Raw genomic sequence first — 25,961 nt, 5'->3', positions numbered from 1 at the left:
CTGTCGGTCCGCTTCCACAGACGAACGCCATGAGATGAGCAGGGAACGGCGGCCGGCCGCCGTTTCCCGCTCGCATCAGATCTCCTCGCGAATGGTCAGCAGACGCTGGATCCCCGGCGCCAGCGCATCGCAATCAGTGGGACGATGGCAGTGGAAATCGGCAGCTGGCTCCAGCCGCTCGGGCCTGCAACATCAGCAACGGTCGGAAAGTGCAAAAGCTCTAAGGAGCGTGAAGGTCAAATTAAACATTGAAAGCTAATGTTCCTCATCGGGTCGACCCGGGAACCTGAAATGGCACTTGAGGAATCGCCTATTGGCTTTTTTCCGCGCTAGGTTCGGCGGCATCAAGGAGGTCGTCTTTTCGTCGGCAAATATTCCGGCGGCGATCGCGCTTGTCGTCATACTTATCAGCGCAGCGTTCGCGGAGCACCAGAACAAAGTCGTCTCGGACCAGGCCGTCCGTGCGGACGTGCTGACCAAGGTCAATCTCATCCGTGCCAAGCTCGAAGGCAATATCAACGGAAACCTTCAACTCGTGCGTGGATTGGTCGCCGCGGTCGTGACCGAGCCCTATATGGGACAGCAACGCTTCGCCTCGCTGGCGAGCAATCTGTTTGGCGCCGACTCGCAATTGAACAATATTGCCGGCGCGCCCGATCTGGTCGTTTCCCTGATGTACCCGATGGAGGGTAACGAGCAGGCGATGGGCCTGGACTACCGCAAGAACGAGCGGCAACGTGCGGCTGCGCTAAGGGCGCGAGACGAACGCAAGCTGGTGCTTGCCGGTCCCGTCGAGCTGAAGCAGGGAGGACAAGGCTTCATTGGCCGCTTTCCGGTTTTCGTGCCGAGCGCGGGCAACACGGAAAGGTTCTGGGGCATTATTTCCGCCGTTGTCGACGTGCAGCGCCTTTACAGAGCGAGCGGCATGCTTGACGACGATCTCGGGATCGACGTCGCGCTGATCGGCAGGGACGCCCTCGGTCACCGTGGTGGTCAATTCTACGGCAATGAGGAGATCAGCAAAAGCGATCCGGTGACGGCTGACGTTTTGCTTCCTTCCGGCTCGTGGCAGCTCGCTGCCATTCCCAAGAACGGCTGGCCTTCGACGCCAAGTAATGCATGGTTGCTGCGCGCGATCATGGCGACGGCCGGGGCCTTGGTTGTGTTCCCCTTCCTGGTCACGGGTCGTCTGATAGGCGAAAGACAGCGCAATTATGCGGAATTGCGCCGATTGTCACGACGCCTTGAACTCGCTCTGGAAGCCTCGGCTATTGGGGTTTGGGAACACGATCTCGCGACCAACGAGCTTACATGGGATGAACGCGTCAATGAAATATATGGCAAACCAGCGGGGGAGCACCGGGGTTACACAGACTGGGCGGGAGCGATCCATCCAGATGATCTGGCTGGCGCCAATGCAGATTTCGATAGGGCGGTGGCCAGCGGACGACCATATTTGTCGGAGTACCGGATTGTGCGCCCGAATGGCGAAGTCCGTCATGTCCGCTCCAAGGCGATCCTTTACCGGGCCGCAAACGACACCCCAAAAATGATCGGCGCGGAATGGGACGTGACTGCCGACGTCCTGCTGAACAAGGATCTGGTTCGCGCAAAACAGCTGTCCGAGTCGAAAAATGCAGAACTCGAGTCGGCCAAGGCGCGCATAGAGCACATCGCGCTTCATGACTCGCTGACCGGCTTGCCCAACCGACGCTACCTCGACCAGGTACTGGAAGACTACGCGGCAAACGCCAGGCGCTCCGGCGGGCGTGCGGCACTGCTTCACATCGATCTGGATCGGTTCAAGCACATCAACGATACGCTGGGCCACGCCGCCGGTGACGCGATGTTGGTTCACGCGTCGACAGTCCTCAGATCGAAGGTCGGCGACGAAGGATTCGTCGCCCGAATCGGAGGAGACGAATTCATCGTTCTGTGCGTGGTACGCGACGATACCAAGCAACTGGCGCTGCTTGCCGATCGGGTCATCAGCCAGATGCGCGAACCCGTCTACTATCAGGGCCATCGATGCCGTTTTGGCGTCAGCGTGGGTATAGCTGTCGACAACGGAAAAGATGTCGAAGCAAAACACCTGCTGGTGAACGCCGATATTGCGCTTTACCGAGCAAAGAGGCGTGGGCGCAATCGATACGAATTCTTCACCGACGCGATGCAAAGCGAAATCGTCGATACAAAGCGGATTGCCGACGAAATTCTCGGCGGCCTCGAGCGCAACGAGTTCATCCCGTTCTACCAGCCCCAATTTGACGCAAAGACGCTCGAAATCGTTGGGGTTGAGGCGCTGGCGAGGTGGCGACATCCAGTAAAGGGTATTTTGGCGCCCGACGTCTTCCTGAGGATTGCAGAAGAACTGAACGTCGTCTCGATCATCGATCAAGCCATATTGAAGCAATCGCTTTCGGATTTCGAAGAGTGGTCCGCTGCAAAACTTAACATTCCACGGGTGTCGGTCAATGTCTCGGCGAGGCGCCTTCAAGACGAAGAGCTCATCAAGAGCCTGCGAGAACAAAATATCAAGAAAGGAACAGTTTCGTTTGAGCTCGTTGAGTCGATTTTCCTGGACGAGAACGACGATCTTGTCACCTGGAACATCGAGCAGATAAAAGAACTGGGGATTGACGTCGAAATAGACGATTTTGGTACCGGCTACGCTTCGATGGTCAGTTTGCTGAAGTTGCAGCCTCGCCGGCTGAAGATAGATCGGCAGCTGGTTACCCCAATCGTCAAATCGCCGCAGAGAAGGCAGGTTGTCTCGTCGATCATTGAAATCGGCAGGTCGCTGGGTATCGAGGTCGTCGCGGAAGGCGTCGAGACGATGCAGCATGCACGGATACTCAAGGGCCTGGGCTGCGACATATTGCAGGGTTATGCCTTCGGCCACGCGTTTGATTCCGAGGGACTTAAGACCTTTGTCCGAACGCGGCGCCTGCGCACGGCCAGCTGAGCCTCGGCGCCGGAGTTTATCGACCCGACCTGCCTTGAGCCTCACGGTACATCCGCGCAACAAAGCTCAAAACAACAAACCTCAAATCAGCAGCAGCGACGCAAGGTACATGGTCCGTCAAATTTCGGGCCAAGACTCTATGTTGGCGTGCATCGGGCACTGGTCCCCGGGACACGCCGCAAATTCGCAGAGGCGACAAAAATGGCTGACCCCGTATGCATCCGTCGCTAGTGGGCGCATTAGCTTTTCGAGAAGGCCGGTGAGTTGTTTTTCTTCAGCCGCGGTGAGGACCCCAAGATAGTCGTTGACCGCCGCGCAACGTGCGACAAGAGCGGGCAATACGGCTTCGCGGCCGGCCGGAGTGACGTGGAGGTGCGTAGCACGCTTGTCTTCACCCTTGCGAGCTTCGACGAAACCCTGAGCCTCAAGCTTGTCGACCAGACGCACCGTCGCAGTGTGCGAGAGGTTTAGCGCCCGCGCGAGCTGCGCGTTGGTGATGCCCTCCCAAAAGCCCATGATGTTGAGCGCAGCTGAGGCAGAGTCGGTTTGGTTGGGGTGACTTTTGAGGGTCGCGTCCACGCGTTCAGCGATTTCGCCAGCGAAGGCGGCAAGCATATTGGCGGTTCTCAAACGTGTCATGGCGGCAGTCTTTATCATGAGGGGTTGACGGCGCTAGCGATTATATGACTTATTATGTGCGTGTAGCACGCACTTATCAAGGAAAAAAGTCATGACAACTTTGCAGAAATGGACCCTGGTGGCAGGGCAGGTGGTAGCTCGATATAGCGTTGTCCTATTTTTCGCGTTGTTCGGAGTGGCGAAGTTCACTGCGGCCGAAGCGACGGCGATTCATCCGTTGCTTGTTCACAGCCCGTTCTTATTCTGGCTCCCCGGACTGCTTAATCAGCAGCTGTCCTCGGACCTCATCGGCGTTGTGGAGATCGCCTTGGCTCTCATGATGGCCTCGCGTCCCTTTACGCCATGGGTCTCGGCAATTGGCAGTTACGGCATCGCTGCCTCGCTGGTGGTCACGCTGAGTTTCCTCGTCACCACGCCGCAACTCGACCCGGCGCTTGGCGCCTTCATCGTCAAGGACCTGACCCTTCTCGGGGTTGCGCTTTGGTCCGCTGGTGAGGCCTTGGAGGCCACAAAGCCGCGCGTGTCTTCGCTTTGAATGATAGCGGCGTAAGCAGCCAGGCAATCCGTCAGCGGACTTCAACAATCGGGAGATGGCAATGGGCACATCCGACACCACCGGCCTGCACGCGGGCCGAGCCACGCATCGCGAATGGATCGGCCTCGCCATCATCGCGCTGCCCTGCATACTCTACGCGATGGATCTGACCGTGCTGAACCTGGCCGTGCCATCGCTAAGCGCCGACCTCAAGCCCACGGCCGCGCAACTGCTCTGGATCGTGGACATCTACGGCTTTCTGGCGGCCGGGTCGCTCCTCATCATGGGAGCTCTTGGCGATCGCATCGGCCGGCGGAAGCTGCTGCTGATTGGATCTACGTCTTTCGGGCTCCTGTCGCTGGTCGCAGCCTTTGCGCGCAGTGCCGAGATGCTCATCCTGGCTCGGGCGCTGCTCGGGATTGCTGGCGCAACGCTGGCGCCCTCGACGCTATCTCTCATCAGCAACATGTTCCGCTATGACCGTCAGCGGACCTTCGCTGTAAGCGTCTGGGTCGCGAGTTTCTCGTTTGGCGGCGCGATCGGCCCGGTCGTTGGTGGTCTGCTTCTATCACACTTCTGGTGGGGAGCCGTGTTTCTGGTGCCTCTCCCCATTACGGCGCTTCTGCTGATAGTCGGACCGGTATTGCTGCCCGAGCACAGGACCCCAAACGCCGGGCGACTTGATATCCTGAGTGCTGCCTTGTCTCTGGCAGCTGTGTTGCCGATCGTCTTCGGGATCAAGCTAGTTGCTGAGGGCGGCAGTGTCGTGTGGGCGGCATCCGCGGTCGCACTAGGCCTGTTGTTCGGAGTGGTGTTCGCAAGGCGGCAGATGAGCTTGCCCGATCCGCTGCTTGACTTGCGCCTGTTCAAGCGGCCGGCTGTGGTGGCGGCGCTCGGCATTAACGTCCTCGACTTCTTCGTTGGCTTCGGAATTCTCGTTCTTGTCGCCCAGTATCTCCAGTTGGTCTTGGGGCTAACCCCCCTGGAAGCGGGCCTCTGGAGCATCCCGGCCGGGCTCGGCTTCATCGTGGGATCATTGTTGACTTCGGCTGTGCTCAGGCTGATGCGGCCAGCTTATGTCCTCGGCTTCGGCCTGACGCTTGCTGCTGGCGGTCTTGCCCTGATGGCATACGCTGGGGAAATACACAGCTTGGTTCTGATTGTTCGCGGTGATGCAGGCATTCTCGATCAAATCAGCAGCAGGCCCTTCATGCTGGAGTGGCCTTTCCTGCCGATGATGATGTGGTCGTGAACGGCAATGCCCAGCGGTTTGGCCGTCTCGATGATCAGCTTGGTCATCTCGATGTCGGCGCGCGACGGCGTCGGGTCTCCCGACGGGTGGTTATGCGCCAGAATGATCGCCGTAGCGGAGAGCTCCAAAGCGCGCCTGACCACCTCGCGCGGATAGACCGGTGTGTGGTCGACCGTGCCGACCTGCTGCACTTCGTCGGCGATCAGCGCGTTTTTCTTGTCGAGGAACAGGATGCGGAACTGCTCGCGCTCCTCGAAGGCCATCACCGACCGGCAGTATTCGAGAACCTGCGTCCAGGTCGACAACAGCTCGCGGCCGGCGATCTCGCCGCGCGCCATGCGCTGCGCCGTTGCCGCAACCACCTTGAGGTCGAGCGCCACCGCCGGGCCGATGCCCTTCACCTCCTGCAGGCGCTCGACGGGCGCGCCGAGGACCTCGGGGAGGGTGTTGGGACCGGCGGCGAAGCGCTCGCGCAAGCGGTCGCGATGGCCGAGATAATGCGGCTTGTCGGCGGCCACCGCCTTGGCGGGCGATCGCACCGGCCTTTCGGGAAAGAAGGCCCGCTCGTCGTCGTCACCGTTCATGGCTGCCCCACCCAGCATTTGCCGGGCACGGTAACGCCCGATCTGCCAGACACTAGGCCCGCAGGCCGGGGCGGTCGAGGTTTTTTGGCGACAGCGTGAAGATCTCGCAGCCGCTCTCGGTGACGCCGATCGTGTGCTCGTACTGCGCCGACAGCGAACGGTCGCGCGTCACCGCGGTCCAGCCGTCCGACAGCACTTTTACATGCGGCCGACCGAGATTGATCATCGGCTCGACGGTGAAGATCATCCCCGGCCGCATCTCGACCCCTTCGCTGGCGCTGCCGTAATGCAGGATGTTCGGCGCGTCGTGAAACAGCCGGCCGACCCCGTGGCCGCAGAAATCGCGCACTACCGAGCAACGCTCGGCTTCGGCGTAGGTCTGGATGGCGGCGCCGATGGCGCCGGTGCGGGCGCCCGGCTTGATTGCCGCGATGCCGCGCATCAGGCACTCGTACGTGACTTCAAGCAGCCGCTCCGCGGCACGCTTGATCGTGCCCACCGGATACATGCGCGAGGAGTCGCCATGCCAGCCGTCGAGGATATAGGTGACGTCGATATTGACGATGTCGCCATCCTTCAACGGCTTGCTGTCGGGTATGCCGTGACAGACGACGTGGTTGATCGAGGTGCAGGATGATTTCGTGTAGCCGCGGTAGTTGAGCGTCGCCGGAAGCGCGCCATGGTCCATGCCGAACTCGAAGACGAAGCGATCGATCGCTTCGGTGGTGACGCCGGGCGCCACCATCGTCACCAGTTCGTCGAGGCAGCGCGCGGTGAGATCGCAAGCCTTGCGCATGCCGACAAAACCTTCCTCGTCGTAAAGACGGATCTGGCCGGTGTTTCTGAGCGGTGCCGTGGCGGCGTCGAGATAGGTGACCATTTTTATCCGTCTTGCAGAGATGCGAGGCTGGATGAGCCTCCGCGAGAGAAATCTCCCCAGATTTGGCACTGGAAAGCGCAAGGTTCAAGGACGAACTGCCGGCGACGGCCGAAGACCGGCGATATTCACGCCCTGGGGGCATTCTCCTTGCGTGTAGCGGCCCATGCTTCCGCCGGGTTCATTGGCTACCGTAGTGACGACACATTTCTAGGCGAGAAGCGGCCCAAGCATTAAGCCGCCACGGCAATTTTTTTGCGACGAACGGCGTTGCTGCGGGGGCGTCGGTTCGGGAGACATCGAATGGACAGACTGCAATTCGAGGTGCCGGTGCGGATCGCGCCTGTGCCCGGCCAGCCGGTCGAGGAAATCTATAGTGTCGAGCAGGCGCTCGATTTCCTGCAAACGTGGCCGGTTCGCCGGAAGGGGCCAACCTACCAGGCCGCGTTCAACGCCTGTTTTGGTGCCACGGTGGACATCGTCGAGACCGAAGACGCATGGCGGGCCTTCATGGCCTTTTGCCGGGTGAGCGGCCTGCTTGCCAGGGACATGATGGTTCCACGCAAGCGCGGCGGCGAGGCGAGGGGACTGCGGGCGTAGGAAGCGTTCGACACAATCTTCAGTCTGTCTTCGCGCCTTCTTGCCGACATCCCCATCAGAGTAGCGGGTCCAGCAAAGCTTGCGCAGCATCACGCTGGCGATAGACATATGCCAAGTTGAAATTGCTGGTACGCCCAAGGGGAATCGAACCCCTGTTACCGCCGTGAAAGGGCGGTGTCCTGACCGCTAGACGATGGGCGCGCTCAGATGTGAGCGCTTATAGTTGCGTCGCGACAAACCGGCAACCCGTCTGCCGCCGGCTGCGACAACTTTTTTCCTTTGGCTCCAAACTGCGTCTTTCCGACAGCCAAGCTGGTTTTGCGGCATGATGCAACGCCGCCGAGGGGGCCTTCGCAGTGCCCGAAGAACCTCGCCCTAGCCGCGCCTGCGGCAGCGCCAGTTCCAGTCGCGCTCCGGTCCGACATCGACGTGAACGGATTCGGTGTGGCAGTAGGTACCGACGCCGCCGCGGCCCGGCATGGTGCGGAGGTAGCTCGCCAGTTCCCATTTCGAGACGCCGGGGACCTGGATGTCGGCGGCGGCGCAGTACATGTGCAGCGAGTTCTTGGCACCATTGGCGCGGCGGTTGCGGGCCGGATCGCGATAGCCGGAGGTGACCGTCATCTTGCGGCCGTAGTGACCTTCGATCGTCTTCAGCACGCGAACCAGCGACGGCTTCAAGCAGGCGACGTCGACGCTTTCGTTCTGTTTCAGGAGACCGTTGGGCGCCAGCCGGGCGAGGCCGGCGGCGGAGGCGACCTGGTAGGCGCCACCCGAACCTTCGTCTTCGTTGAGATCGACATCACTCTCATCGTCGAGGCCGGATTTGCGCTTGATCTCGAACAGCGCCGTCTGGCGCACACCGGGCAGCGCATCGGCCGTGAAGTGGCTGGTATCGCCTGTCGACACCAGCTGCACCGGCTTTTCAGCCGGGTTGGCCGAGGCCAGGGTAACGGTGGGTTTTGCCGCGGGCGTCGCCTTGGCCTGCATGACCGTTGGTTGCCCGCCTGATCTGCTGTTGGCCGGCGATGCTGCTGCCGAAGCGGGGGTGGCGCTGAACAGCGAGGCCAGGAAGTTTTTCTTCGGTGCGTAGGCCTGTGGCTGCGGCATCTCGCCGGCGGTCACATAGACCGGGTTGTTCATCGCCGGCGCGGCGGCCTTAGCGTCGGGCTTCGATGCGCCGGCACTGTTCTGTGCCACGGCCGGATCGGCCGTCTGGGCGTTTGGATGCAGCGGTTGCGGCGTGTGTCCCGCGATCGTCTCGGCTGCCGTGGGAACGGCGATCGGGAAGCCGGCATCGGGCTTGGCCCCTGGCTTGGCCAATGGCACATAGGCGACCTGCCCGGGAAGGTTGGCGTCGCCCTCTGCATTCATCGTCATTTGTGCGGTTGTCATCTGCGACGATGACGCGGCCGTGCTGGCCTGGGGCGCACCGGCGGCCGTGCTGATTTCGGTAGTCGAGGTATTATAGCCTGGCATGCCGACCGACATGGTCGGGTCGCCGGCAGAGGTGCAGGACGCCAGGAGCACCGAGAAAAGCGCCGCCACAATGGCGCGGCTTTCTCCCTTCGCGAGGCGCGATCCTGCTGATCTCAAAACAAAATTCCCCCTCGATATCCGACCGGTTCGTCATTGGCGCGGCGTCGAAACGTCTCGTCGAAATGACCCTTGTTCCCCGAACCGGAAACGAGACCTGTGTCAAATCTGCAAGCCTCAAAGTAATTTGGCGGCTAGAGGATGAATCAAGGCTGCTCAGGGTTGACGGCACCATTTCGCCCGCTTTTGGCGGCGCGTCAACTCACCACACATTACAGATGGTTACACGCGCACCTTGACATAGGTGCCGGGGGCTTCGCCTAGAACTTGCATATGCTCGCCCGGTTTGCGGGCCGGTACGCGGGTATTGTCCCTGGCTTCGATCCAGCGTTGCCAGTGCGGCCACCAGGAACCGGGATGGTCGGTGGCCCCGGCGAGCCATTGGTCGAAGTCGCCGGCCGGCTTGCCGCCGGTCCAGTAGTGATATTTCTGCGCCGCCGGCGGATTGACGACCCCGGCGATGTGGCCGGAGCCGGCCATGACGTAGTCGACCTCGCCGCCGAAATATTTAGAGCCGAGGAATACCGAAAGCGCCGGCGCGATGTGGTCCTCCTTAGAGGCGAGGTTGTAGACCGGAATGGTAACGTCCTTCAGCGAAACCGTGCGGCCAGCCAGTTCCATCGTGCCTTGGGAAAGCCTGTTCTCGAGATAGCAATTGCGCAAATAGAAAGAATGGTTGGCAGCGCCCATGCGGGTCGAATCGGCATTCCAGTAGAGCAGGTCGAAGGGCAGGGGATCCTTGCCGCGCATGTAGTTGTTGACGACATAGGGCCAGATCAGGTCGCCCGAGCGCAGCATGTTGAAGGCGGTCGCCATCTTGGTGCCGTCGAGATAGCCTTTCTCGTTCATCGCCTTTTCGACGGCCGCGACCTGCTCCTCGTCGACAAACACTTTTAGATCGCCGGCATAGGTGAAATCGACCTGGGTGGTGAAGAAGGTGGCGGATTTGATGCGGTGGTCGCCTTCCTGCGCCATCAGAGCCAGGGCCGCCGCCAGAAGCGTGCCGCCGACGCAATAGCCAACGGCGTTGACTTGCCTTTCGCCGGTGGCCTTTTCGATCGTGTCGAGGCCGTATTGCAGGCCCTCTCGGATGTAGGCCTCCCAACTCTTGGCGCCGTGCCGCTCGTCCGGGTTGATCCACGAGATGACGAAGACGGTGTGGCCTTGCTCGACTGCCCAACGAATGAAGGATTTTTGCGGATTGAGGTCGAGAATGTAGTATTTGTTGATCCATGGCGGGCAGATCAGCAGCGGCCGCTTGAGCACGGTCTCGGTCGCAGGATCGTATTGCAGGATTTCGGCGACGTCGCTGCGGCCGACCACCTTGCCGGGCGTGGTTGCGAGATTCTTGCCAATCTCGAAGGGTGAATAATCGGCCTGCCGCAGCTTCAGGTCGCCCTTGCCGGCGGCAATGTCCTCGGCCAGCATTTTCATGCCGCGCACCAGGTTTTCGCCGTTCGAGGCGACGGTCTCGCGGAACAATTCCGGATTGGTCAGGATGAAATTCGACGGCGAGATGGCGTTGGATACCTGCCTGACGTAAAAGCTGGCCTTGTGGCGGGTGTGTTCGTCCAGGCCGTCGGCGTGCTCAACCAGTTCGGCCGCCCAGCGCGAGGTGACCAGATACGCCTGTTTCAGAAAATCGAAGAAGGCGTTGCGGCCCCATTCGGGGTCCTGGAAACGCTTGTCGCCGCGCTCGGGTCTGACCGCATCTTCGGCGTCCTCGGCGCCGGCGCTGAGGCGCTGGATGGAGTTGGCCCAGACGGTCATGTAGCCCGAAAACAGCCGCGTTTGCGCCTCCAGCGCGCGCTGCGGGTCGGAGAGCCAGTACTCGGTGAGCTTGGAGAAGGTCTTCACCATGTCGACGACCGGCTCGGCGACGTGATCGCGCACCTCGCCCTTTTCCCGCGGCTCGGCCCATGCCGAGGCGGCTTTGCCGGCCTGCTCGATCATGCGGGCCATGTTCAGAGCGAAGCGTTCCGGGTCCTTCACCAGATATTGCTCGACGGTCGAAGGTTGGTCATCTTCCGCTTTGCCCGAATCGGGTGTTTTGGACATGGTTCGCGGGTTCCTCCCGAAGCGTTTTGTTGACATATTACCATGGGATATCGGACAGGGTCCAATGTGCTCTAACCCGGCCGCCAGGAAAACAATATGACGATTAATATTGGCAAGAACGTTTTTTCCGGCACTGGTCGTTTTTGCCGCATGGGGCTCGTCCTGTTGGCGATGGCCGGCTGCACGAGCAGCAACATAGAAGGTGCGGCGCCCGCCACCGGCCTTGTCGGCGCGAAGGACACCGGTTCCTACCCGAACCTGAACATCCGGCCGCAGGTGGCGGCCGAGCAATTCACCGACGAGGAAAAGAACGCCAAGCTCGCCCAGTTGAAGGCCGAGGAGCAGAGCCAGGCCGCGAAGGGCGGCGGCGTCAAGGTCGCGGACCAGGCAGCGCTGGACCAGCTGGCAAAAAAACACGGCGCCGAGGCGCTGAAGCAGATCGAAGGCAAATGCGACCCCGCTCTCGACCCTAATTGCAAATAAGCTTATACGCGCGACCGCAACCTCACTGTCTGGAACTGCCATGGAAGAATTTCACAAGGTCCGCCGGCTTCCGCCCTATGTCTTCGAACAGGTCAACCGGCTGAAGGCAAGCGCCCGTTCGCGCGGCGCCGACATCGTCGACCTTGGCATGGGCAATCCGGACCTGCCGACGCCCAAGGCCATCGTCGACAAATTATGCGAGGTGGTGCGCGATCCGCGCACGCACCGATATTCGTCGTCGCGCGGCATTCCGGGTCTGCGCCGTGCCCAGGCCAACTACTATGCCCGCCGCTTCGGCGTGAAGCTCGACCCGGACAGCCAGGTGGTGGCGACGCTCGGCTCGAAGGAGGGCTTCGCCAATATGGCGCAGGCGATCACCGCCCCCGGCGACGTGATCCTGTGCCCCAATCCGACCTATCCGATCCACGCCTTCGGCTTCATTATGTCGGGCGGCGTCATCCGCTCGCTGCAGGTCGAGCCGGACGACGGCTTCATCCCGGCATTGGAGCGCGGCATCCGCCATTCGATCCCGAAGCCGCTGGCACTGATCCTCAATTATCCGTCCAACCCGACGGCACTGGTCGCTTCGCTCGATTTCTATAAGGAGGTGGTGGCCTTCGCGAGGAAGAACGACATCATCATCCTGTCGGATCTTGCCTATTCGGAGATCTATTTCGACGGCAATCCGCCGCCTTCGGTGCTGCAGGTGCCGGGCGCCATAGACGTCGCGGTCGAGTTCACCTCGATGTCGAAGACCTTTTCGATGCCGGGCTGGCGCATGGGTTTTGCGGTCGGCAATGAACGGCTGATCTCGGCGCTGACGCGCGTGAAATCCTATCTCGACTACGGCGCCTTCACGCCGATCCAGGTGGCGGCGGCGCATGCACTTAATGGCGACGGCGCCGACATCGCCGAAGTGCGCGACGTCTACCGCAAACGCCGCGATGTCATGGTCGACGCATTCAGCCGCGCCGGCTGGACCATTCCGGCACCGGCGGCATCGATGTTCGCCTGGGCGCCGATCCCGGAACCGTTCAAGCACCTCGGCTCGCTCGAATTCTCCAAGCTCCTGATCGAGCACGCCGACGTCGCGGTGGCGCCGGGCGTCGGCTTCGGCGAGCATGGCGACGATCACGTGCGCATCGCGCTGGTCGAAAACGAGCACCGGATCCGGCAAGCGGCGCGCAACATCAAGCGCTTCCTCGCGTCCAGCGCCAAGCAGCCGAATAACGTCGTACCGCTCGCCGCGCATCGCTGATTTTTTACACATCAATCGACCGAATGGGGCGTCGCCGGACATGGCTGAAGCGTTGCGTGTTGGAATTGCCGGCCTGGGCACCGTCGGTGCGTCGGTGGCCCGCGTGCTGCGCGACAAGGCGGCCGAACTGACGCGGCAGTGCGGACGCGACATCGTCGTGTCGGCGGTTTCGGCCCGCGATCCCAAACGCGACCGCGGCGTTGATCTTGGCACAGCACAGTGGTTCGACGACGCCGTCAAGATGGCGCAGACCGCCGAGATAGATGTCTTCGTCGAGCTGATCGGCGGCGACGAAGGCCCGTCACGCTCGTCCGTCAAAGCGGCGCTCGAGGCCGGCCGCCATGTCGTCACCGCCAACAAGGCGTTGCTTGCCAAGCACGGGGTGGCATTGGCCGAGATCGCCGAGAGGAAAGGCGTGCTGCTCAATTACGAGGCGGCGGTGGCCGGCGGCATTCCGGTCATCAAGACAATGCGCGAGGCGATGGCCGGCAATTCGGTGACCCGCGTTTTCGGCATCCTCAACGGTACCTGCAACTATATTCTGACGCGCATGGAAGCCGAGGGCCTGTCCTTTGATGCCTGCCTGAAGGATGCGCAACGGCTGGGCTATGCCGAAGCCGACCCGACCTTCGACATCGAGGGCCACGACACCGCGCACAAGCTGTCGATCCTGACCAGCCTTGCCTTCGGCACGAGGATCGCCGCCAACGATATTTACATGGAAGGCATCTCCAACATCAGCCAGGCCGACATCCGCGCGGCCGGCGATCTCGGCTACCGGATCAAGCTGCTTGGCGTCGCCCAACGCACCGAAAGCGGCATCGAGCAGCGCGTGCACCCGACCATGGTGCCGACGGCCTCGGTCATCGCGCAGGTGCACGGCGTCACCAACGCGGTCGCGATAGAAACCGACATCCTCGGCGAATTGCTGCTTTCCGGCCCTGGCGCCGGCGGCAACGCCACCGCGTCGGCGGTGATCGGCGACATTGCCGACATCGCCAAGAGCCGGCCTGGCTTCCAGCATGGTCCGGTCTTCGGCCGGCCGGCGAAGGAATTGAAGCCCTACAAGAAGGCGCAGATGCGCAGCCATGCCGGCGGTTATTTCATCCGGCTGACCGTGCACGACCGCCTCGGCGTTTTCGCGGCAATAGCCAAGCGCATGGCCGACAACGACATTTCGCTGGAATCGATCGTCCAGCATGCCGCTGGGCCGGAAACCGAGGCACAGAAGACCGTCATCCTGGTGACCCACGAGACGACCGAGGCGGCGGTGCGCAAGGCCGTCGACGGCATCACCAGGGACAGGCTTCTGACCGACAAGCCGCAAGTCATCCGCATCGAGCGGGCCGGATAGTAGTCTCACATTTTGCGTTTAATCGATTGATATTGCTGCGCTTTCAAAAAGGTCCAGCGCAGGTCTTGCTGTTGTCACGGGGCTTTGACACAAGAAGCGCGTCTCCGGCGGGAGGCTAATGCATGTCGCCCAAAAGTGTGCGGCGGTTTTGGAACAACGACATGCATAAAAACAAAGTGCCAACGAGGATTGTCCATCGATGAATGTGGCCCAGAACATTGTCGCCGGCCTCGACCGGATACTGACCATGGAATTGGTGCGCGTCACCGAACGCGCCGCGGTCGCGGCCGCCAGATTGCGCGGACGCGGCGACGAGAAAGCCGCTGACCAGGTTGCGGTCGATGCCATGCGGCAGGAGCTCAACCGTCTTGCCATCAACGGCACGGTGGTGATCGGCGAGGGCGAGCGCGACGAGGCGCCGATGCTCTATATCGGCGAGGAGGTCGGTACCCGAAAAGGCCCGGCTGTCGACATCGCGCTCGATCCGCTGGAAGGCACGACGATCTGCGCTAAGAACCTGCCCAACGCATTGGCCGTTATTGCCATTGCCGAAAAAGGCAGCCTTTTGTTCGCGCCGGACGTCTATATGGACAAGATCGCGATCGGCCCGGGCTATGCCGACGGCATCATCGACATCGATGCCTCGCCGGCCGAAAACATCGCCAGCCTGGCCAAGGCCAAGGGCGTGCCGGTGGCGGAGATCACCGCCTGTATTCTCGACCGGCCACGCCATGGCGCGTTGATCGAAGCCGTGCGGGCGACCGGAGCCGCAATCCGTCTGATCGGCGACGGTGATGTCGCCGGGGTCATCCACACCACCGACCCGGACGAGACCGGCATCGACATCTATCTCGGCACCGGAGGCGCGCCGGAAGGCGTGCTCGCAGCTGCCGCCTTGCGCTGCACCGGTGGCCAGATGCAGGGCAGGTTGATGCTCGACACGCCGGAAAAGCTGGTGCGCGCCGCCAAGATGGGCATCTCCGACCCCAAACGGATCTACCACACGCAAGACATGGCACGCGGCGACGTGCTGTTTGCCGCGACCGGCGTGACCGACGGCAATATGCTGGCCGGCGTCAAGTTCGGCCGCAATTTCATCACCACGCATACGATCGTGCTGCGCTCGTCATCGCGGACCGTGCGCGAGATCAAGGCCAGGCACCAGGATCTGGAAAAGTTTTGATTTCGACTCAGTTAGCCGTTGCATATTGTGCGCAATGACAAATTGCAGACGGCGCGTCACGTGACGGGGGAAAGACGCTTTTTCCTCGATGTCAGGCAATCGGCCACCGGCGTTTCCTGGGAACACCGGCTGACCGAGCGCCAGGACATGGCTGCGCTCGCCATCGCGCAAGGTTATGGCGTGCCCGATATCGTGGCGCGCGTGCTGGCCGGGCGCGGCGTCACCGCCGAGCAGACCGAGCGGTTTCTGGATCCGACCATCCGCAACCTGCTGCCCGACCCGGCATCGCTGACCGACATGGACAAGGCGGCCTCTCGCATCGCCCAGGCGGTGATGGCCAGGGAAAAGGTGGCGATCTTTGGCGACTACGATGTCGACGGCGCCGCCTCGTCGGCGCTGCTCAAGCGCTTCCTCGCACATTTCTCGGTGCCGTCGGAGATTTATATACCGGACCGCATCTTCGAGGGTTACGGCCCCAATCCGGAAGCGATGCGCGAACTCGTCTCGCGCGGCGCGACGCTGATCGTCACCGTCGATTGCGGCACCAATAGTGCTGCTTCCATCGACGCGGCGAAGGCCGCCGGCGCCGACGTCGTGGTGCTCGATCACCATCAGGTCGGCGGGCCGTTGCCGGGGGCGGCTGCGGTCGTCAACCCAAATCGCGAGGACGACCTTTCCGGCCAGGGCCATCTTTGTGCCGCCGGCGTCGTCTTCCTTTGCCTGGTGCAGACCGCGAAGATCCTCCGCAGCCGCTTGCCGGATGCCGCACCGCCGGACCTGCTTGCCCTGCTCGACCTGGTGGCGCTGGGCACAGTCTGCGACGTGGTGCCGCTCACCGGCGTCAACCGCGCCTTCGTGGTCAAGGGGCTGCAGGTGGCGCGGCAGCAGAGAAACGAAGGGCTGGCGGCGCTGGCGCGGGTCTCGCGTATAGGCGAGCCGATCAGCACGTTCCATCTGGCCTTTCTGATCGGTCCGCGCATCAACGCCGGCGGGCGCATCGGCGACGCAGCACTTGGCAGCCGCCTGCTTGCAACCGACGACCCGGTCGAAGCCCGCACCATCGCCGAGACGCTGGATCGGCTCAACCAGGAGCGGCAATCCATGGAGCAGGAGATGCTGGCCGCGGCGCGCTCAGAGGCCGACGCGGAGCTTGCCGGCGGCAATGGTCCGGCCATCGTGGTCACAGCCAGCAGCAACTGGCATCCGGGCATTGTCGGCCTGCTTGCCTCACGGCTCAAGGACCATGCAAGACGGCCGGCCTTTGCCATCGCCTTCAACGCCAATGGTGTCGGTACGGGGTCAGGCCGTTCGGTGTCGGGCTTCGACCTCGGCCGGCTGGTGCGCGAGGCTGCCGATGCTGGGCTGATCGTCAAGGGCGGCGGCCACGGAATGGCGGCCGGCATCACTGTCGAGCGGGCGAAGCTCGGCGAACTCAGGGCTTTCTTCGAAGAGCGCGCGGCTGTGGATGTGTTCCGCCTGCAAGGCGAGGAGAGCCTGGCGATCGACGGCGCGCTTGCCGCCGAGGGCGCGACGCTTGCGCTGCTCGATGCGCTTGAGAGGGCAGGGCCGTTCGGCGCAGGGCACGTCGCGCCGGTGTTCGCGCTGCCGCGCCACCGGCTTGTCGATGCGCGGGCGGTCGGCAGCAACCACATCCGCGCCGAACTGCAGTCGGAAAGCGGCGGCCGCATCCAGGCGATCGCCTTTCGCGCCATCGACACGGCTCTTGGCGAATTCCTGTTCAAGAACAGGGGCAAGCCGGTGCATGTAGCCGGCTCACTGTCGGGCAACCACTGGAACGGCAACCGCACGGTGCAATTTCGTATCGTCGACGCGGCGCTTGCCTGAGAGCTCGCTGACCGCTCTGCCTAAGCGAGGACGGTCTGCAGCCGGGTCAGATCGCCGATCTGCGCCATCGTTGCCTGGTAGCCGATACGGATCGCTTCGTCGGCGCGGTGGAATTCGGTCAGGCCGATATGGCTGAGCTTCGGCTGCAGCGATATGTCCGGCGGGTCACCGGCCAGCCTGGCGCGCGAGATGCGGTCTTGGATGATGTTGAAGGCTTCGACCATGACGCCGGTAATGCCGAGCCGCGTCTCGCGCGACTGACGTTCGGGATCGGCGTGGCCGGCCCGCGGCGCGTCTTTCTCGATGACCAGCTCGCCGGCACTGTGCTTGATCACCGCGGCGCGGCCGAACAGATCGTAGTGAAGGTTCACCGCAACCACGAGCGGCTGCTCGTAGGCACGGCAGACCGAGACCGGCACCGGATTGACCAGGGCGCCGTCAACCAGCACACGCCCATTGCAGGCGACCGGCTCGAACACGCCGGGCAGCGCGTAGGAGGCGCGCATGGCGGTGCTCAACGAGCCGCTCGACAGCCAGATCTCATGGCCGGTGCGGATTTCCGAAGCGACGCAGACGAATGGTTTTGGCAGGTCCTCGAAGCGGATGCCGGCTATGTGCTCGCGCAGCCGCGCATCGAGCTTCATGCCACCGAACAGGCCGCTGCCGCGTAGATTGAGGTCGAGAAGACCAAAAATGCGCCGCCTGGTCAGGCTGCGCGCGAATTCTTCCAGCTCGTCGAGCTTGCCGGCAACATAGCAGCCGCCGACCAGCGCGCCGATCGAGGTGCCGGCGATCATCGACACTTCGATGCCGGCTTCGTCAAGCGCGCGCAGCACGCCGATATGCGCCCAGCCGCGCGCACAGCCGCCACCCAATGCCAGCGAAATCCCTGTTTTGCCCGGGGATTTGGTTTCGGATGCGCCCGCGGCCGAGGAGAGGCCATTGGCCTCCCGAACGTCAGGTCTGTTGCGCAATGACGCCCAGTCGAGCATCACAATCTCCCTTGTCCCACGGTCATCCTACAGGCGGGCCGTATCGAAATCATGAATATACGTGGCTGAAGTGCTGCGAATGGTTCATATTGATGGTGTATCGGGCTTTCGATAGGTTTTTTCCGCATCGAACAGCGGCTTGCTGCCGTCGCTGGCAAGCGTCCCTTTGCCATCGCTCAGCCCCACCGTCCGATAAAAGCATGAACGTCGGCCGGTGTGACAAGTTGCTTCGTGACCCTGCACTTTGACGCGCAACCATATCGCGTCCTGGTCACAATCCGTGAGCATCTCGACGACCTGCTGGACATTGCCAGAGGTCTCGCCCTTCTTCCACAGCGCATTGCGCGAACGCGACCAGTAGTGCGCGACGCCGGTCTCGAGGGTTAGCGCCAGCGCCTCGGCATTCATATGCGCGACCATCAGCAGCATGCCGTCTTCGGCATCGGTGACGACGACGGTGACGAGGCCCCCGGAATCGAAGCGCGGTGAAAGGACCCTGCCTTCCTCAAGCGCCTTTTTGTCTGTTGGAGCTTTCGGGAATTCCAATGCCGACATTCGCCGGTCCTTATCTAGCGAAGCCGGCAGGCCGATCAGATCCTGCCGCCGCGCACCATGGTAACGAAGCGGACCTGCTCTTCGGGTGTGTCCTTGAAGACGCCGGTGAAGGTCGAGGTCAGCGTGGTCGAGCCCTGCTTGCGGATGCCGCGCATGGCCATGCACATATGCTCGGCCTCAAGCATGACCGCGACGCCGCGCGGATTGAGTACGTCCTGGATGACGCCGGCAATCTGCGCGGTCATCGCTTCCTGGGTCTGCAGGCGATGGGCGAAGATGTCGACGACGCGGGCGATCTTGGACAGGCCGACAACCTTGCCGTCAGGCAGATAGCCGACATGCGCCTTGCCGATGATCGGCACCATGTGATGCTCGCAATGCGAGTGGAAGGATATGTCCTTGACGAGGACGAGGTCGTCATAACCAGCGACTTCCTCGAACGTGCGGCCAAGTTCCTCGGCTGGGCACATATCATAGCCGTTGAACATTTCGCCGAACGCCTTGGTGACGCGCTTCGGCGTGTCGATCAGGCCCTCGCGGTCCGGATTGTCGCCGGTCCAGCGCAACAAGGTGCGCACCGCGGCTTCGACTTCGGCCTCGCTCGGCCGGTCGGTGACCGGCTTTTCCATATAGGCAGACCGCGGCATGAGTTTCTTGATAACGGCGTCCATAAAGGCGTCTCCCGTAGTTCCTCTCTCAGGAGGAACGAGTTGAACGGACCACGACCTTTCGGGTGTTAGAAACTCGCCCGGTTTCCAGCCCGTAAGTGGCGTGAACAGAATTGGGCATGACGAGGTTTGTGGTCGCCTTGTCGATACCCGACTACCGCCATTATATATGTTCGTACCGAGCGAAAGGAAGACGCCAGAGCGGCAATGACTGTTCGCTGGGCGGCGACGGATTGGAAAAATATGATCGACGATGTCTACAATGCGAAAATTCTGGGTTTTGCCGGAAACATCGCACGGATCGGCCGGCTCGACCGGCCCGACGCAACCGCACGAGCACATTCCAAGCTGTGCGGCTCGACGGTGACCGTCGATCTGAAGATGGATGACGGCGTCGTCAGCGATTTCGCGCATGACGTGAAGGCCTGTGCGCTTGGCCAGGCGTCGTCTTCGATCATGGCGCAGCATGTCGTCGGCGCCAGCGCCGAAGAATTGCGCAGCGTGCGCGAGACGATGCTGAAGATGCTGAAGGAAAATGGCCCGCCGCCCGAAGGCCGCTTCGCCGACCTGAAATACCTGGAACCGGTGCGCGACTACAAGGCGCGCCACGCCTCGACCATGCTGACCTTTGACGCAGTGGTCGATGCCATAGGCCAGATCGAGAAGAAGCGGGCGGAAGAGGCGGCTTAAACCTTGGCGAGAAAACGCCGGCTTTCGGCGAATTCCGCCCGGACCCAGTCGGCAAAAGCCCTGGCCGGCTCTGAAAGGTCATTCAGCCTTCTGGCCACTAGCCAATAGGCGCCCGACGCGACGTCGATGTCGAAAGGCTTGATCAGCGCGCCGGACGCAAGTTCTTCGCCGATCTGCAAAAGATCGGCCAGCGCGACACCATGTCCAAGCAAGGCTGCCTGCTTCGAAAGCGAAGCATCCGCGAGCATCGGGCCGCGCGCAGGCACGGCATCAGCCGTCACGCCCGCCGCTTCGAACCAGCGCGCCCAAGCCTGACGGTTTTCTTAGTGCAGCAATGTATAGCGACCAAGGTCGATCGGCTTTTCCAGAGCTGGGCCGGATGCAAGAAGTGCCGGCGACAGAACCGGGGAATCGACGACCGCGGCAAGCTGTTCGGCTTCGCTGCGTGGCCATGAGGTGGCGTGCGCACTGAAGCGTAGGGCAAGTTCGGGCTGATCGCTGCGAAACTCTATCAACCTCGGGTTGACCTCAAGGGAAACGTCGATATCGGGTCGCAACTCGCGAAAGCGGTTGAGCCGCGGCACCAGCCATACGGATGCAAGCGATGGCTCGACGCTGACACGGACCACGGACTGCGTCGGGGCCGCCGTCAATTCCGAAAGCAGCCTGTCGATGCCCTCGAAACTTCTGACCAACTGGTCGAGCAGCCGCCGGCCGGTGTCGGTCAACTCGACGCGGCGATGATGGCGGAAGAATAACGGTTGGCGCAGGAAGGCTTCGAGCTCGCGGATCTGGCGGCTGATCGCTGCCTGCGAGACGTAAAGCTCCTCGGCCGCACGGCTGAAGCTCAGGTGACGACCGGCTGCTTCGAAGCTTCTGAGAGCCGTCAGGGGCAGGTGTCCACGCTTCACTCGCATAACTCAGAGTTATCTGACGTGGACGTTATACTCGTTTGAAGAGCAAGGCCAGCGGGGCTCTAATCAGTGCTCAAGGAGTGCTGCCATAATCCAGTTTCTCAACATTCTGGGCGACGTTGTGCGGATCGCGACGTTTCAATGGCACGACGAGAAACCGCGTAGGGATTGGTGCGAGGAGAGGCGGCCGACCAGCGTCGCCGTATGTCGGAAGCCGACGCCCGACCGCTACCCGGTTCGCCGTACCAGGCCATGACGGGATTGCCAGACGGCATTGCGTTCCTGGCCCGATGCGCACATCTATCGTAGGGAAAACGCGATGTGGAGACTGCGGTGGTTGGCCAACATCGGCATGCGCACGGCGCCAGGCCGATTCGACAAGGACGCAACTGGCCCGGCCCATGGCGCAAGACGCCAGGCCGCGTCGTCGGCACGGCGCTCGTCCGGTTCTACCAGTTGACGCTGTCCGGCTTCGTCGGCAATTCCTGCCGGCATCTGCCGACCTGTTCCGAATACGCGCACGAAGCGATCGCCCGCCACGGGCTGTGGGCCGGCGGCTGGATGGGGTTTTTCCGGGTGCTGCGCTGCGGACCGTTCGGAACGCACGGCATCGACCGCGTGCCTAAGGTGCTGGCGGATCGCTACCTCTGGTTCACGCCATGGCGGTACTGACTGATCGGGAAAAAACGTAGCGACCTGGACAGCTGACCGCAACTGTTCAGTGCACAACCGGACCGCTTTTACGATTTGGTAGGGTTAACCGCAGCTTGCGCAGACATCGCGCATTTGAGACAAAATCGAGACAAGACACCTCACTAAGCCGCTCCTGACACCCTTCAGGAGAGATTACCAAATGCGCCGGATAGATCGTCTTCCTTTCGTTTTCGCCGTGGTTCTCTATGTCCTGGCGTGGCTGTTGGGTTTTCCGATCCGTGCGCAGTCGGCGCCCCTCGGGGACGTCGAATGCACGCTGATCGTCGACGCCGCCAGCGGCGAGACGCTGTATCGCCAAGGGACCTGCGACCAGCGCTTCAGCCCCGCCTCGACATTCAAGGTTCCGCTGGCGCTGATCGGCTACGATGCTGGAATCCTGAGCGACGAGCACACGCCAAGCTGGGAGTACAAGGCAGAGTTCAATGCGCCGAAACGGGACCGCAAGACCGTCGACCCGACGATCTGGGAAAGGGATTCGGTCCTTTGGTTCTCACGCGAGGTTACACGCCGGCTCGGCAGCAAACAGTTTGCCAGCTATGTGTCCAGATTGGACTATGGCAACACCGACGTCTCCGGCAATTCCGGCAAGAATGACGGCCTCACCCATTCCTGGGTGAACTCTTCGCTTGAGATATCGCCGGTCGAACAGGTCGATTTTCTGCGTAAGCTGCTGGCGCGGAAACTGCCGGTCTCGGACAACGCCGATGCGATGACCAGCGCGATTGTCCCGACCTTCCGGGTAGGCGGCTGGACGGTGCAGGGCAAGACTGGAACGACCAAGCTCGGCGACAGCGCCGACAAGCGCTCGCTTGGCTGGTTTGTCGGCTGGGCGCAGACCGATGCCCGCAAGATCGTCTTTGCCCGCCTGGTAGTCGATACGAAACGTTCCGACACGCCAAAGGGGCTCAAGACGCGGGCGATGTTCCTGAAAGAGCTGCCGAATCTCCTCAGGTGACCTACATCCGGCTTTACGGCGCCGAGAACTGTCCATAAAAGACCGCTCGCCGCCGGACGCATCCGGCTCTTACTGATGCATGTCTTAGCCCCAAAAACCGCTAAGCAGTTTTGGGCGACATGCATTTCACCACCCGCGCTCGTTTGCGGGACTGGATAGGAGAATTTTATGCTGAATTCCGTTTCCCTGACATTTCCCGATGGCTCCATCCGCGACTACGACGCGGCGATGACCGGCGCCGGCCTGGCGGAATCGATCTCGAAGTCGCTGGCCAAGAAGGCCGTTGCCTATTCGATCGACGGCACAGTGCGCGACCTTTCCGACCCGATCGGCAAATCGGGCAAAGTCGAGATCATCACCCGCGAGGACCCGCGCGCGCTGGAGCTCATCCGCCACGATGCGGCGCATGTGCTGGCCGAAGCCGTGCAGGAACTTTGGCCGGGAACGCAGGTGACCATCGGACCGGTGATCGAGAACGGATTCTACTACGATTTTGCCCGCAACGAGCCGTTCACGCCCGACGATTTCCCGGTGATCGAGAAGAAGATGCGCGAGATCATTGCGCGCAACAAGCCGTTCACCAAAGAGGTCTGGTCGCGTGAGAAGGCGAAAAGGATCTTTGCCGACAAGGGCGAACGCTACAAGCTCGAGCTGATCGACGCCATCGCCGAGGATCAGGATCTCAAGATCTATGCACAGGGCGACTGGTTCGACCTTTGCCGCGGCCCGCATATGGCCTCGACCGGCCAGATCGGCAACGCCTTCAAGCTGATGAAGGTCGCCGGCGCCTATTGGCGCGGCGATAGCAACAATCCGATGCTGACGCGCATCTACGGCACGGCCTGGGCCGATCAGGCGCAGCTCGAAGCCTATCAGACGATGCTGGAGGAAGCCGAGAAGCGCGACCACAGGAAGCTCGGCCGTGAGATGGACCTGTTCCACTTCCAGGAGGAGGGCCCCGGGGTCGTGTTCTGGCATGCCAAGGGCTGGAGGATGTTCCAGAACCTGGTCAATTACATGCGTCGCCGCCTCGACGAGCAGGGCTATCAGGAAGTCAACGCACCACAGGTGCTCGACAAGAGCCTGTGGGAGACGTCAGGCCACTGGGGCTGGTACCGGGACAACATGTTCAAGGTGACGGTTGCTGGCGACGACACCGACGACGACCGGGTGTTTGCGCTGAAGCCGATGAACTGCCCCGGCCACGTCCAAATCTTCAAGCACGGGCTGAAGTCCTACCGCGATCTCCCGGTAAAACTTGCGGAATTCGGCAATGTGCATCGCTATGAGCCGTCCGGCGCGCTGCACGGGCTGATGCGCGTGCGCGGCTTTACCCAGGACGATGCCCACATCTTCTGCACCGAGGAACAACTCGCCGACGAGTGCATCAAGATCAACGACCTGATCCTGTCGACCTATGCCGATTTCGGCTTCGACGAAATCACCGTCAAGCTGGCGACCCGCCCTGAAAAACGGGTCGGCACCGACGCGATGTGGGATCATGCCGAGGGCGTGCTGCAGGATGTGCTCGACAAGATCGCGGCGCGGTCGGGCAACCGGATCAAGACGGGCGTCAATCCGGGTGAGGGCACGTTCTACGGGCCGAAGTTCGAATATGTGCTGAAGGACGCCATCGGCCGCGACTGGCAATGCGGCACCACGCAGGTTGATTTCAACCTGCCGGAACGGTTCGGCGCCTTCTACATCGGCTCGGATTCGGAAAAGAAGCAGCCGGTGATGGTGCATCGCGCAATCTGCGGCTCGATGGAGCGGTTTCTCGGCATCCTGATCGAGAATTATTCCGGCCATTTCCCGCTGTGGTTCGCGCCGCTGCAGGTGGTGGTGGCGACAATCACTTCCGATGCCGACGATTACGCGCAAAAGGTCGTCGCGCAGCTGAAGGCGGCCGGGCTGATCGCCGAAGCCGACCTGCGCAACGAGAAGATCAACTATAAGGTTCGCGAGCATTCGCTTGCCAAGGTCCCGGTCATCCTCGTTTGCGGCAAGCGGGAGGCCGAGGAACAAACGGTCAATGTCCGCCGTCTCGGGTCGCGCGATCAGGAATCGCTCGGCCTCGCAGCCGCCGTAAAGCTGCTTGCCGACGAGGCGGTGACACCCGACCGCAAGCGCCGCGCGGCCTGAACCAGCCGACCAGCAATGAATGGCGGTGGAGCGATCCACCGCCATTTTCATATGCCTGTCACGCCAATTGTATAGCGAGCCCCATGCTCAAGCTGAAGATGCGTGAAAGACCATTTCCAGAGCTCTCCTATGCCAGTCCGCATCAGCCGGCGCTGACGCGCTGGTTCATCCAATCGGTCGAAGGCCTGTCTGGACGCGATCGTTTCGCGGCACTCTATGATTTCTGGCGCCGGCACGTGGTGCCGAGCGGCGAGCGCGTGTTCAGCCGCATGCTGGAGCTGATCGATGTCCGGGTGCGGACCGCCGGTCAATGGCCGCCGGCAAACCTGCCCGACACGCCGCTGGTGATCGTTGTCAACCATCCGTTCGGCATCGGCGATGGTATTGCCGTGCTGTCGCTGGCGGAGCAACTCGGCCGGCCGTTCCGCGTCATGATCCACAAGGATCTGCTCAAGATCCGCGAGATGGAGCCCTATTCGCTGCCGATCGACTTTTCCGAGACCAAGGACGCGCTGAAGAACAACATGGCGGTCCGCCATGAAGCGGTGCGGCTGCTCAAGCAGGGCGTCAGCATCGTTGTCTTCCCGGCCGGCGGCGTGGCTACCGCGCCGAAGGGATTTGGCTGGGCGCGCGATTTGCCGTGGAAGATGTTTCCGGCCCGTCTCGTCCAGGATGCCAAGGCATCGGTCATCCCGATGCATTTTTCCGGCCAGAACGGTCGGCTGTTCCATCTGGTCAGCGGGCCGATGAACATGGCCGAGCGCGACGGGCGTGTCGCGAAATTCGTCGGCAAGGCCTCGCTGACGCTGCGCACATCGCTGCTCATCCGTGAATTTGCGCGCCTATCCGGCAAATCGATCGACGTGCGCGTGGGCGATGCGCTGGGGTGGGACGAACTGGAGCCGCTGCGCGACCGCAAGGCCTTGCTCGACCGCCTTCAGCGCGGGGTCTTCGACCTGGCGCCGGCCGAGGCGCGTGGCCGCGTGTCGTTGCTGGCGCGACGCATGGGCAAAGCAGCCTAGAGCGGTTCCCCCTTTGACGGAATCAAAGGGGATTCCAGATTTATCTGTTTTGTGATTCAAGATGCTGGCTGGAGTGGAGG

The 25,961-nt window shown here is 62.0% G+C and carries 22 protein-coding genes, 1 tRNA gene and 1 pseudogene; 14 read left to right on the top strand and 10 right to left on the bottom strand.

The genetic code is table 11. The features are described from left to right. The first annotated feature begins 385 nt into the window (after window positions 1–385). Window positions 386–2,965: a bifunctional diguanylate cyclase/phosphodiesterase gene (locus NKH70_RS27240; protein ID WP_353026641.1), complete on the top strand. Its 2,580-nt coding sequence runs from the start codon at window positions 386–388 to the stop codon at window positions 2,963–2,965. Window positions 2,966–3,082: 117 nt separating this feature from the next. Here NKH70_RS27240 and NKH70_RS27235 read toward each other — a convergent pair whose 3' ends face one another. Further along, complete coding sequence (locus NKH70_RS27235; protein WP_352667981.1) at window positions 3,083–3,604, bottom strand: MarR family winged helix-turn-helix transcriptional regulator; 522 nt, start codon at window positions 3,602–3,604, stop codon at window positions 3,083–3,085. Between the two features lie 91 nt (window positions 3,605–3,695). On the opposite strand from NKH70_RS27235, the gene NKH70_RS27230 reads away from it, so the two are divergent. Together NKH70_RS27230 and NKH70_RS27225 are read left to right on the top strand one after the other, a co-directional pair. Beyond that, a complete protein-coding gene (locus NKH70_RS27230; protein WP_352719184.1) occupies window positions 3,696–4,139 on the top strand; it encodes a DUF417 family protein in 444 nt (147 codons plus the stop codon). Window positions 4,140–4,200: 61 nt separating this feature from the next. Next, a complete protein-coding gene (locus tag NKH70_RS27225) occupies window positions 4,201–5,391 on the top strand; it encodes an MFS transporter (RefSeq protein ID WP_353026605.1) in 1,191 nt (396 codons plus the stop codon). On the opposite strand, the gene radC is transcribed toward NKH70_RS27225, so the two are convergent. Beyond that, entirely contained in the window at window positions 5,328–5,993 is a 666-nt protein-coding gene (gene radC / locus NKH70_RS27220; protein ID WP_502908404.1) for a RadC family protein, read from the bottom strand. The two genes, NKH70_RS27225 and radC, sit on opposite strands and share 64 nt — an antisense overlap. A gap of 34 nt (window positions 5,994–6,027) precedes the next feature. Then, window positions 6,028–6,855, bottom strand: a complete 828-nt coding sequence (map, locus tag NKH70_RS27215) for a type I methionyl aminopeptidase (RefSeq protein WP_353026601.1) — start codon at window positions 6,853–6,855, stop codon at window positions 6,028–6,030. A gap of 300 nt (window positions 6,856–7,155) precedes the next feature. Between map and NKH70_RS27210 the strand changes: the two genes are divergently transcribed. Continuing rightward, window positions 7,156–7,452, top strand: a complete 297-nt coding sequence (locus NKH70_RS27210; RefSeq protein WP_023678889.1) for a DUF982 domain-containing protein — start codon at window positions 7,156–7,158, stop codon at window positions 7,450–7,452. 126 nt (window positions 7,453–7,578) lie between these two features. Here NKH70_RS27210 and NKH70_RS27205 read toward each other — a convergent pair. From NKH70_RS27205 to phaC, 3 genes are all read right to left on the bottom strand, one after another. Beyond that, window positions 7,579–7,653 (bottom strand) — tRNA-Glu (locus NKH70_RS27205). Between the two features lie 174 nt (window positions 7,654–7,827). Continuing rightward, window positions 7,828–8,943 (bottom strand): YcbK family protein, encoded by a 1,116-nt coding sequence (locus NKH70_RS27200; RefSeq protein ID WP_353026639.1) that lies wholly within the window; start codon window positions 8,941–8,943, stop codon window positions 7,828–7,830. Window positions 8,944–9,270: 327 nt separating this feature from the next. Beyond that, a complete protein-coding gene (gene phaC / locus NKH70_RS27195) occupies window positions 9,271–11,106 on the bottom strand; it encodes a class I poly(R)-hydroxyalkanoic acid synthase (RefSeq protein ID WP_353026599.1) in 1,836 nt (611 codons plus the stop codon). A 96-nt stretch (window positions 11,107–11,202) separates the two neighbouring features. Here phaC and NKH70_RS27190 point away from each other — a divergent pair, with 96 nt between their 5' ends. From NKH70_RS27190 to recJ, 5 genes are all read left to right on the top strand, one after another. Beyond that, on the top strand, window positions 11,203–11,589 hold the full coding sequence (locus NKH70_RS27190) for a hypothetical protein (protein ID WP_353026597.1): 387 nt from the start codon (window positions 11,203–11,205) through the stop codon (window positions 11,587–11,589). A 40-nt stretch (window positions 11,590–11,629) separates the two neighbouring features. Next, window positions 11,630–12,847, top strand: coding sequence for an LL-diaminopimelate aminotransferase (locus tag NKH70_RS27185; RefSeq protein WP_353026595.1), 1,218 nt, complete (start codon window positions 11,630–11,632; stop codon window positions 12,845–12,847). Between the two features lie 40 nt (window positions 12,848–12,887). Next, a complete protein-coding gene (locus NKH70_RS27180; protein ID WP_352719223.1) occupies window positions 12,888–14,201 on the top strand; it encodes a homoserine dehydrogenase in 1,314 nt (437 codons plus the stop codon). A 199-nt stretch (window positions 14,202–14,400) separates the two neighbouring features. Further along, window positions 14,401–15,384 carry a class II fructose-bisphosphatase gene (gene glpX / locus NKH70_RS27175; protein WP_352719224.1) on the top strand — a complete coding sequence of 328 codons (984 nt, stop codon included), beginning with the start codon at window positions 14,401–14,403 and terminating at the stop codon, window positions 15,382–15,384. 60 nt (window positions 15,385–15,444) lie between these two features. Next, window positions 15,445–17,229, top strand: a complete 1,785-nt coding sequence (recJ, locus tag NKH70_RS27170) for a single-stranded-DNA-specific exonuclease RecJ (RefSeq protein WP_353026592.1) — start codon at window positions 15,445–15,447, stop codon at window positions 17,227–17,229. 20 nt (window positions 17,230–17,249) lie between these two features. Here recJ and NKH70_RS27165 read toward each other — a convergent pair whose 3' ends face one another. The 3 genes from NKH70_RS27165 to folE all read right to left on the bottom strand — a co-directional run bounded on the left by NKH70_RS27165 (window position 17,250) and on the right by folE (window position 19,447). Next, window positions 17,250–18,221 carry a patatin family protein gene (locus NKH70_RS27165; protein WP_352466977.1) on the bottom strand — a complete coding sequence of 324 codons (972 nt, stop codon included), beginning with the start codon at window positions 18,219–18,221 and terminating at the stop codon, window positions 17,250–17,252. A gap of 84 nt (window positions 18,222–18,305) precedes the next feature. Further along, window positions 18,306–18,776 (bottom strand): phosphoribosyl-AMP cyclohydrolase, encoded by a 471-nt coding sequence (gene hisI / locus NKH70_RS27160; RefSeq protein WP_353026590.1) that lies wholly within the window; start codon window positions 18,774–18,776, stop codon window positions 18,306–18,308. Window positions 18,777–18,811: 35 nt separating this feature from the next. Beyond that, the gene (folE, locus tag NKH70_RS27155) at window positions 18,812–19,447 is read right to left on the bottom strand and encodes a GTP cyclohydrolase I FolE (protein WP_352719227.1); all 636 of its coding nucleotides are present in this window, start codon (window positions 19,445–19,447) and stop codon (window positions 18,812–18,814) included. Between the two features lie 240 nt (window positions 19,448–19,687). On the opposite strand from folE, the gene NKH70_RS27150 reads away from it, so the two are divergent. Continuing rightward, a complete protein-coding gene (locus NKH70_RS27150) occupies window positions 19,688–20,134 on the top strand; it encodes an iron-sulfur cluster assembly scaffold protein (RefSeq protein ID WP_023678879.1) in 447 nt (148 codons plus the stop codon). Here the strand turns inward: NKH70_RS27150 and NKH70_RS27145 are convergent. Beyond that, window positions 20,131–21,045, bottom strand: a pseudogene (locus tag NKH70_RS27145) (LysR substrate-binding domain-containing protein). The gene NKH70_RS27150 and the pseudogene NKH70_RS27145 overlap by 4 nt on opposite strands. Before the next feature lie 336 nt (window positions 21,046–21,381). Here NKH70_RS27145 and yidD point away from each other — a divergent pair. The 4 genes from yidD to NKH70_RS27125 all read left to right on the top strand — a co-directional run bounded on the left by yidD (window position 21,382) and on the right by NKH70_RS27125 (window position 25,881). Next, the gene (yidD, locus tag NKH70_RS27140; protein WP_353026588.1) at window positions 21,382–21,720 is read left to right on the top strand and encodes a membrane protein insertion efficiency factor YidD; all 339 of its coding nucleotides are present in this window, start codon (window positions 21,382–21,384) and stop codon (window positions 21,718–21,720) included. A gap of 181 nt (window positions 21,721–21,901) precedes the next feature. Continuing rightward, a complete protein-coding gene (gene blaOXA / locus NKH70_RS27135) occupies window positions 21,902–22,717 on the top strand; it encodes a class D beta-lactamase (RefSeq protein WP_353026586.1) in 816 nt (271 codons plus the stop codon). Window positions 22,718–22,885: 168 nt separating this feature from the next. Next, a complete protein-coding gene (gene thrS, locus NKH70_RS27130; protein WP_353026584.1) occupies window positions 22,886–24,859 on the top strand; it encodes a threonine--tRNA ligase in 1,974 nt (657 codons plus the stop codon). An 83-nt stretch (window positions 24,860–24,942) separates the two neighbouring features. After that, window positions 24,943–25,881, top strand: a complete 939-nt coding sequence (locus NKH70_RS27125; protein WP_353026582.1) for a lysophospholipid acyltransferase family protein — start codon at window positions 24,943–24,945, stop codon at window positions 25,879–25,881. Window positions 25,882–25,961 lie beyond the last annotated feature (80 nt).

It is taken from the genome of Mesorhizobium sp. M0991, from assembly GCF_040318915.1.
Lineage (GTDB): Bacteria > Pseudomonadota > Alphaproteobacteria > Rhizobiales > Rhizobiaceae > Mesorhizobium.
The sequence above is the reverse complement of the archived record's forward strand: the minus strand, read 5'-3'. Positions and strand labels throughout refer to the sequence as shown.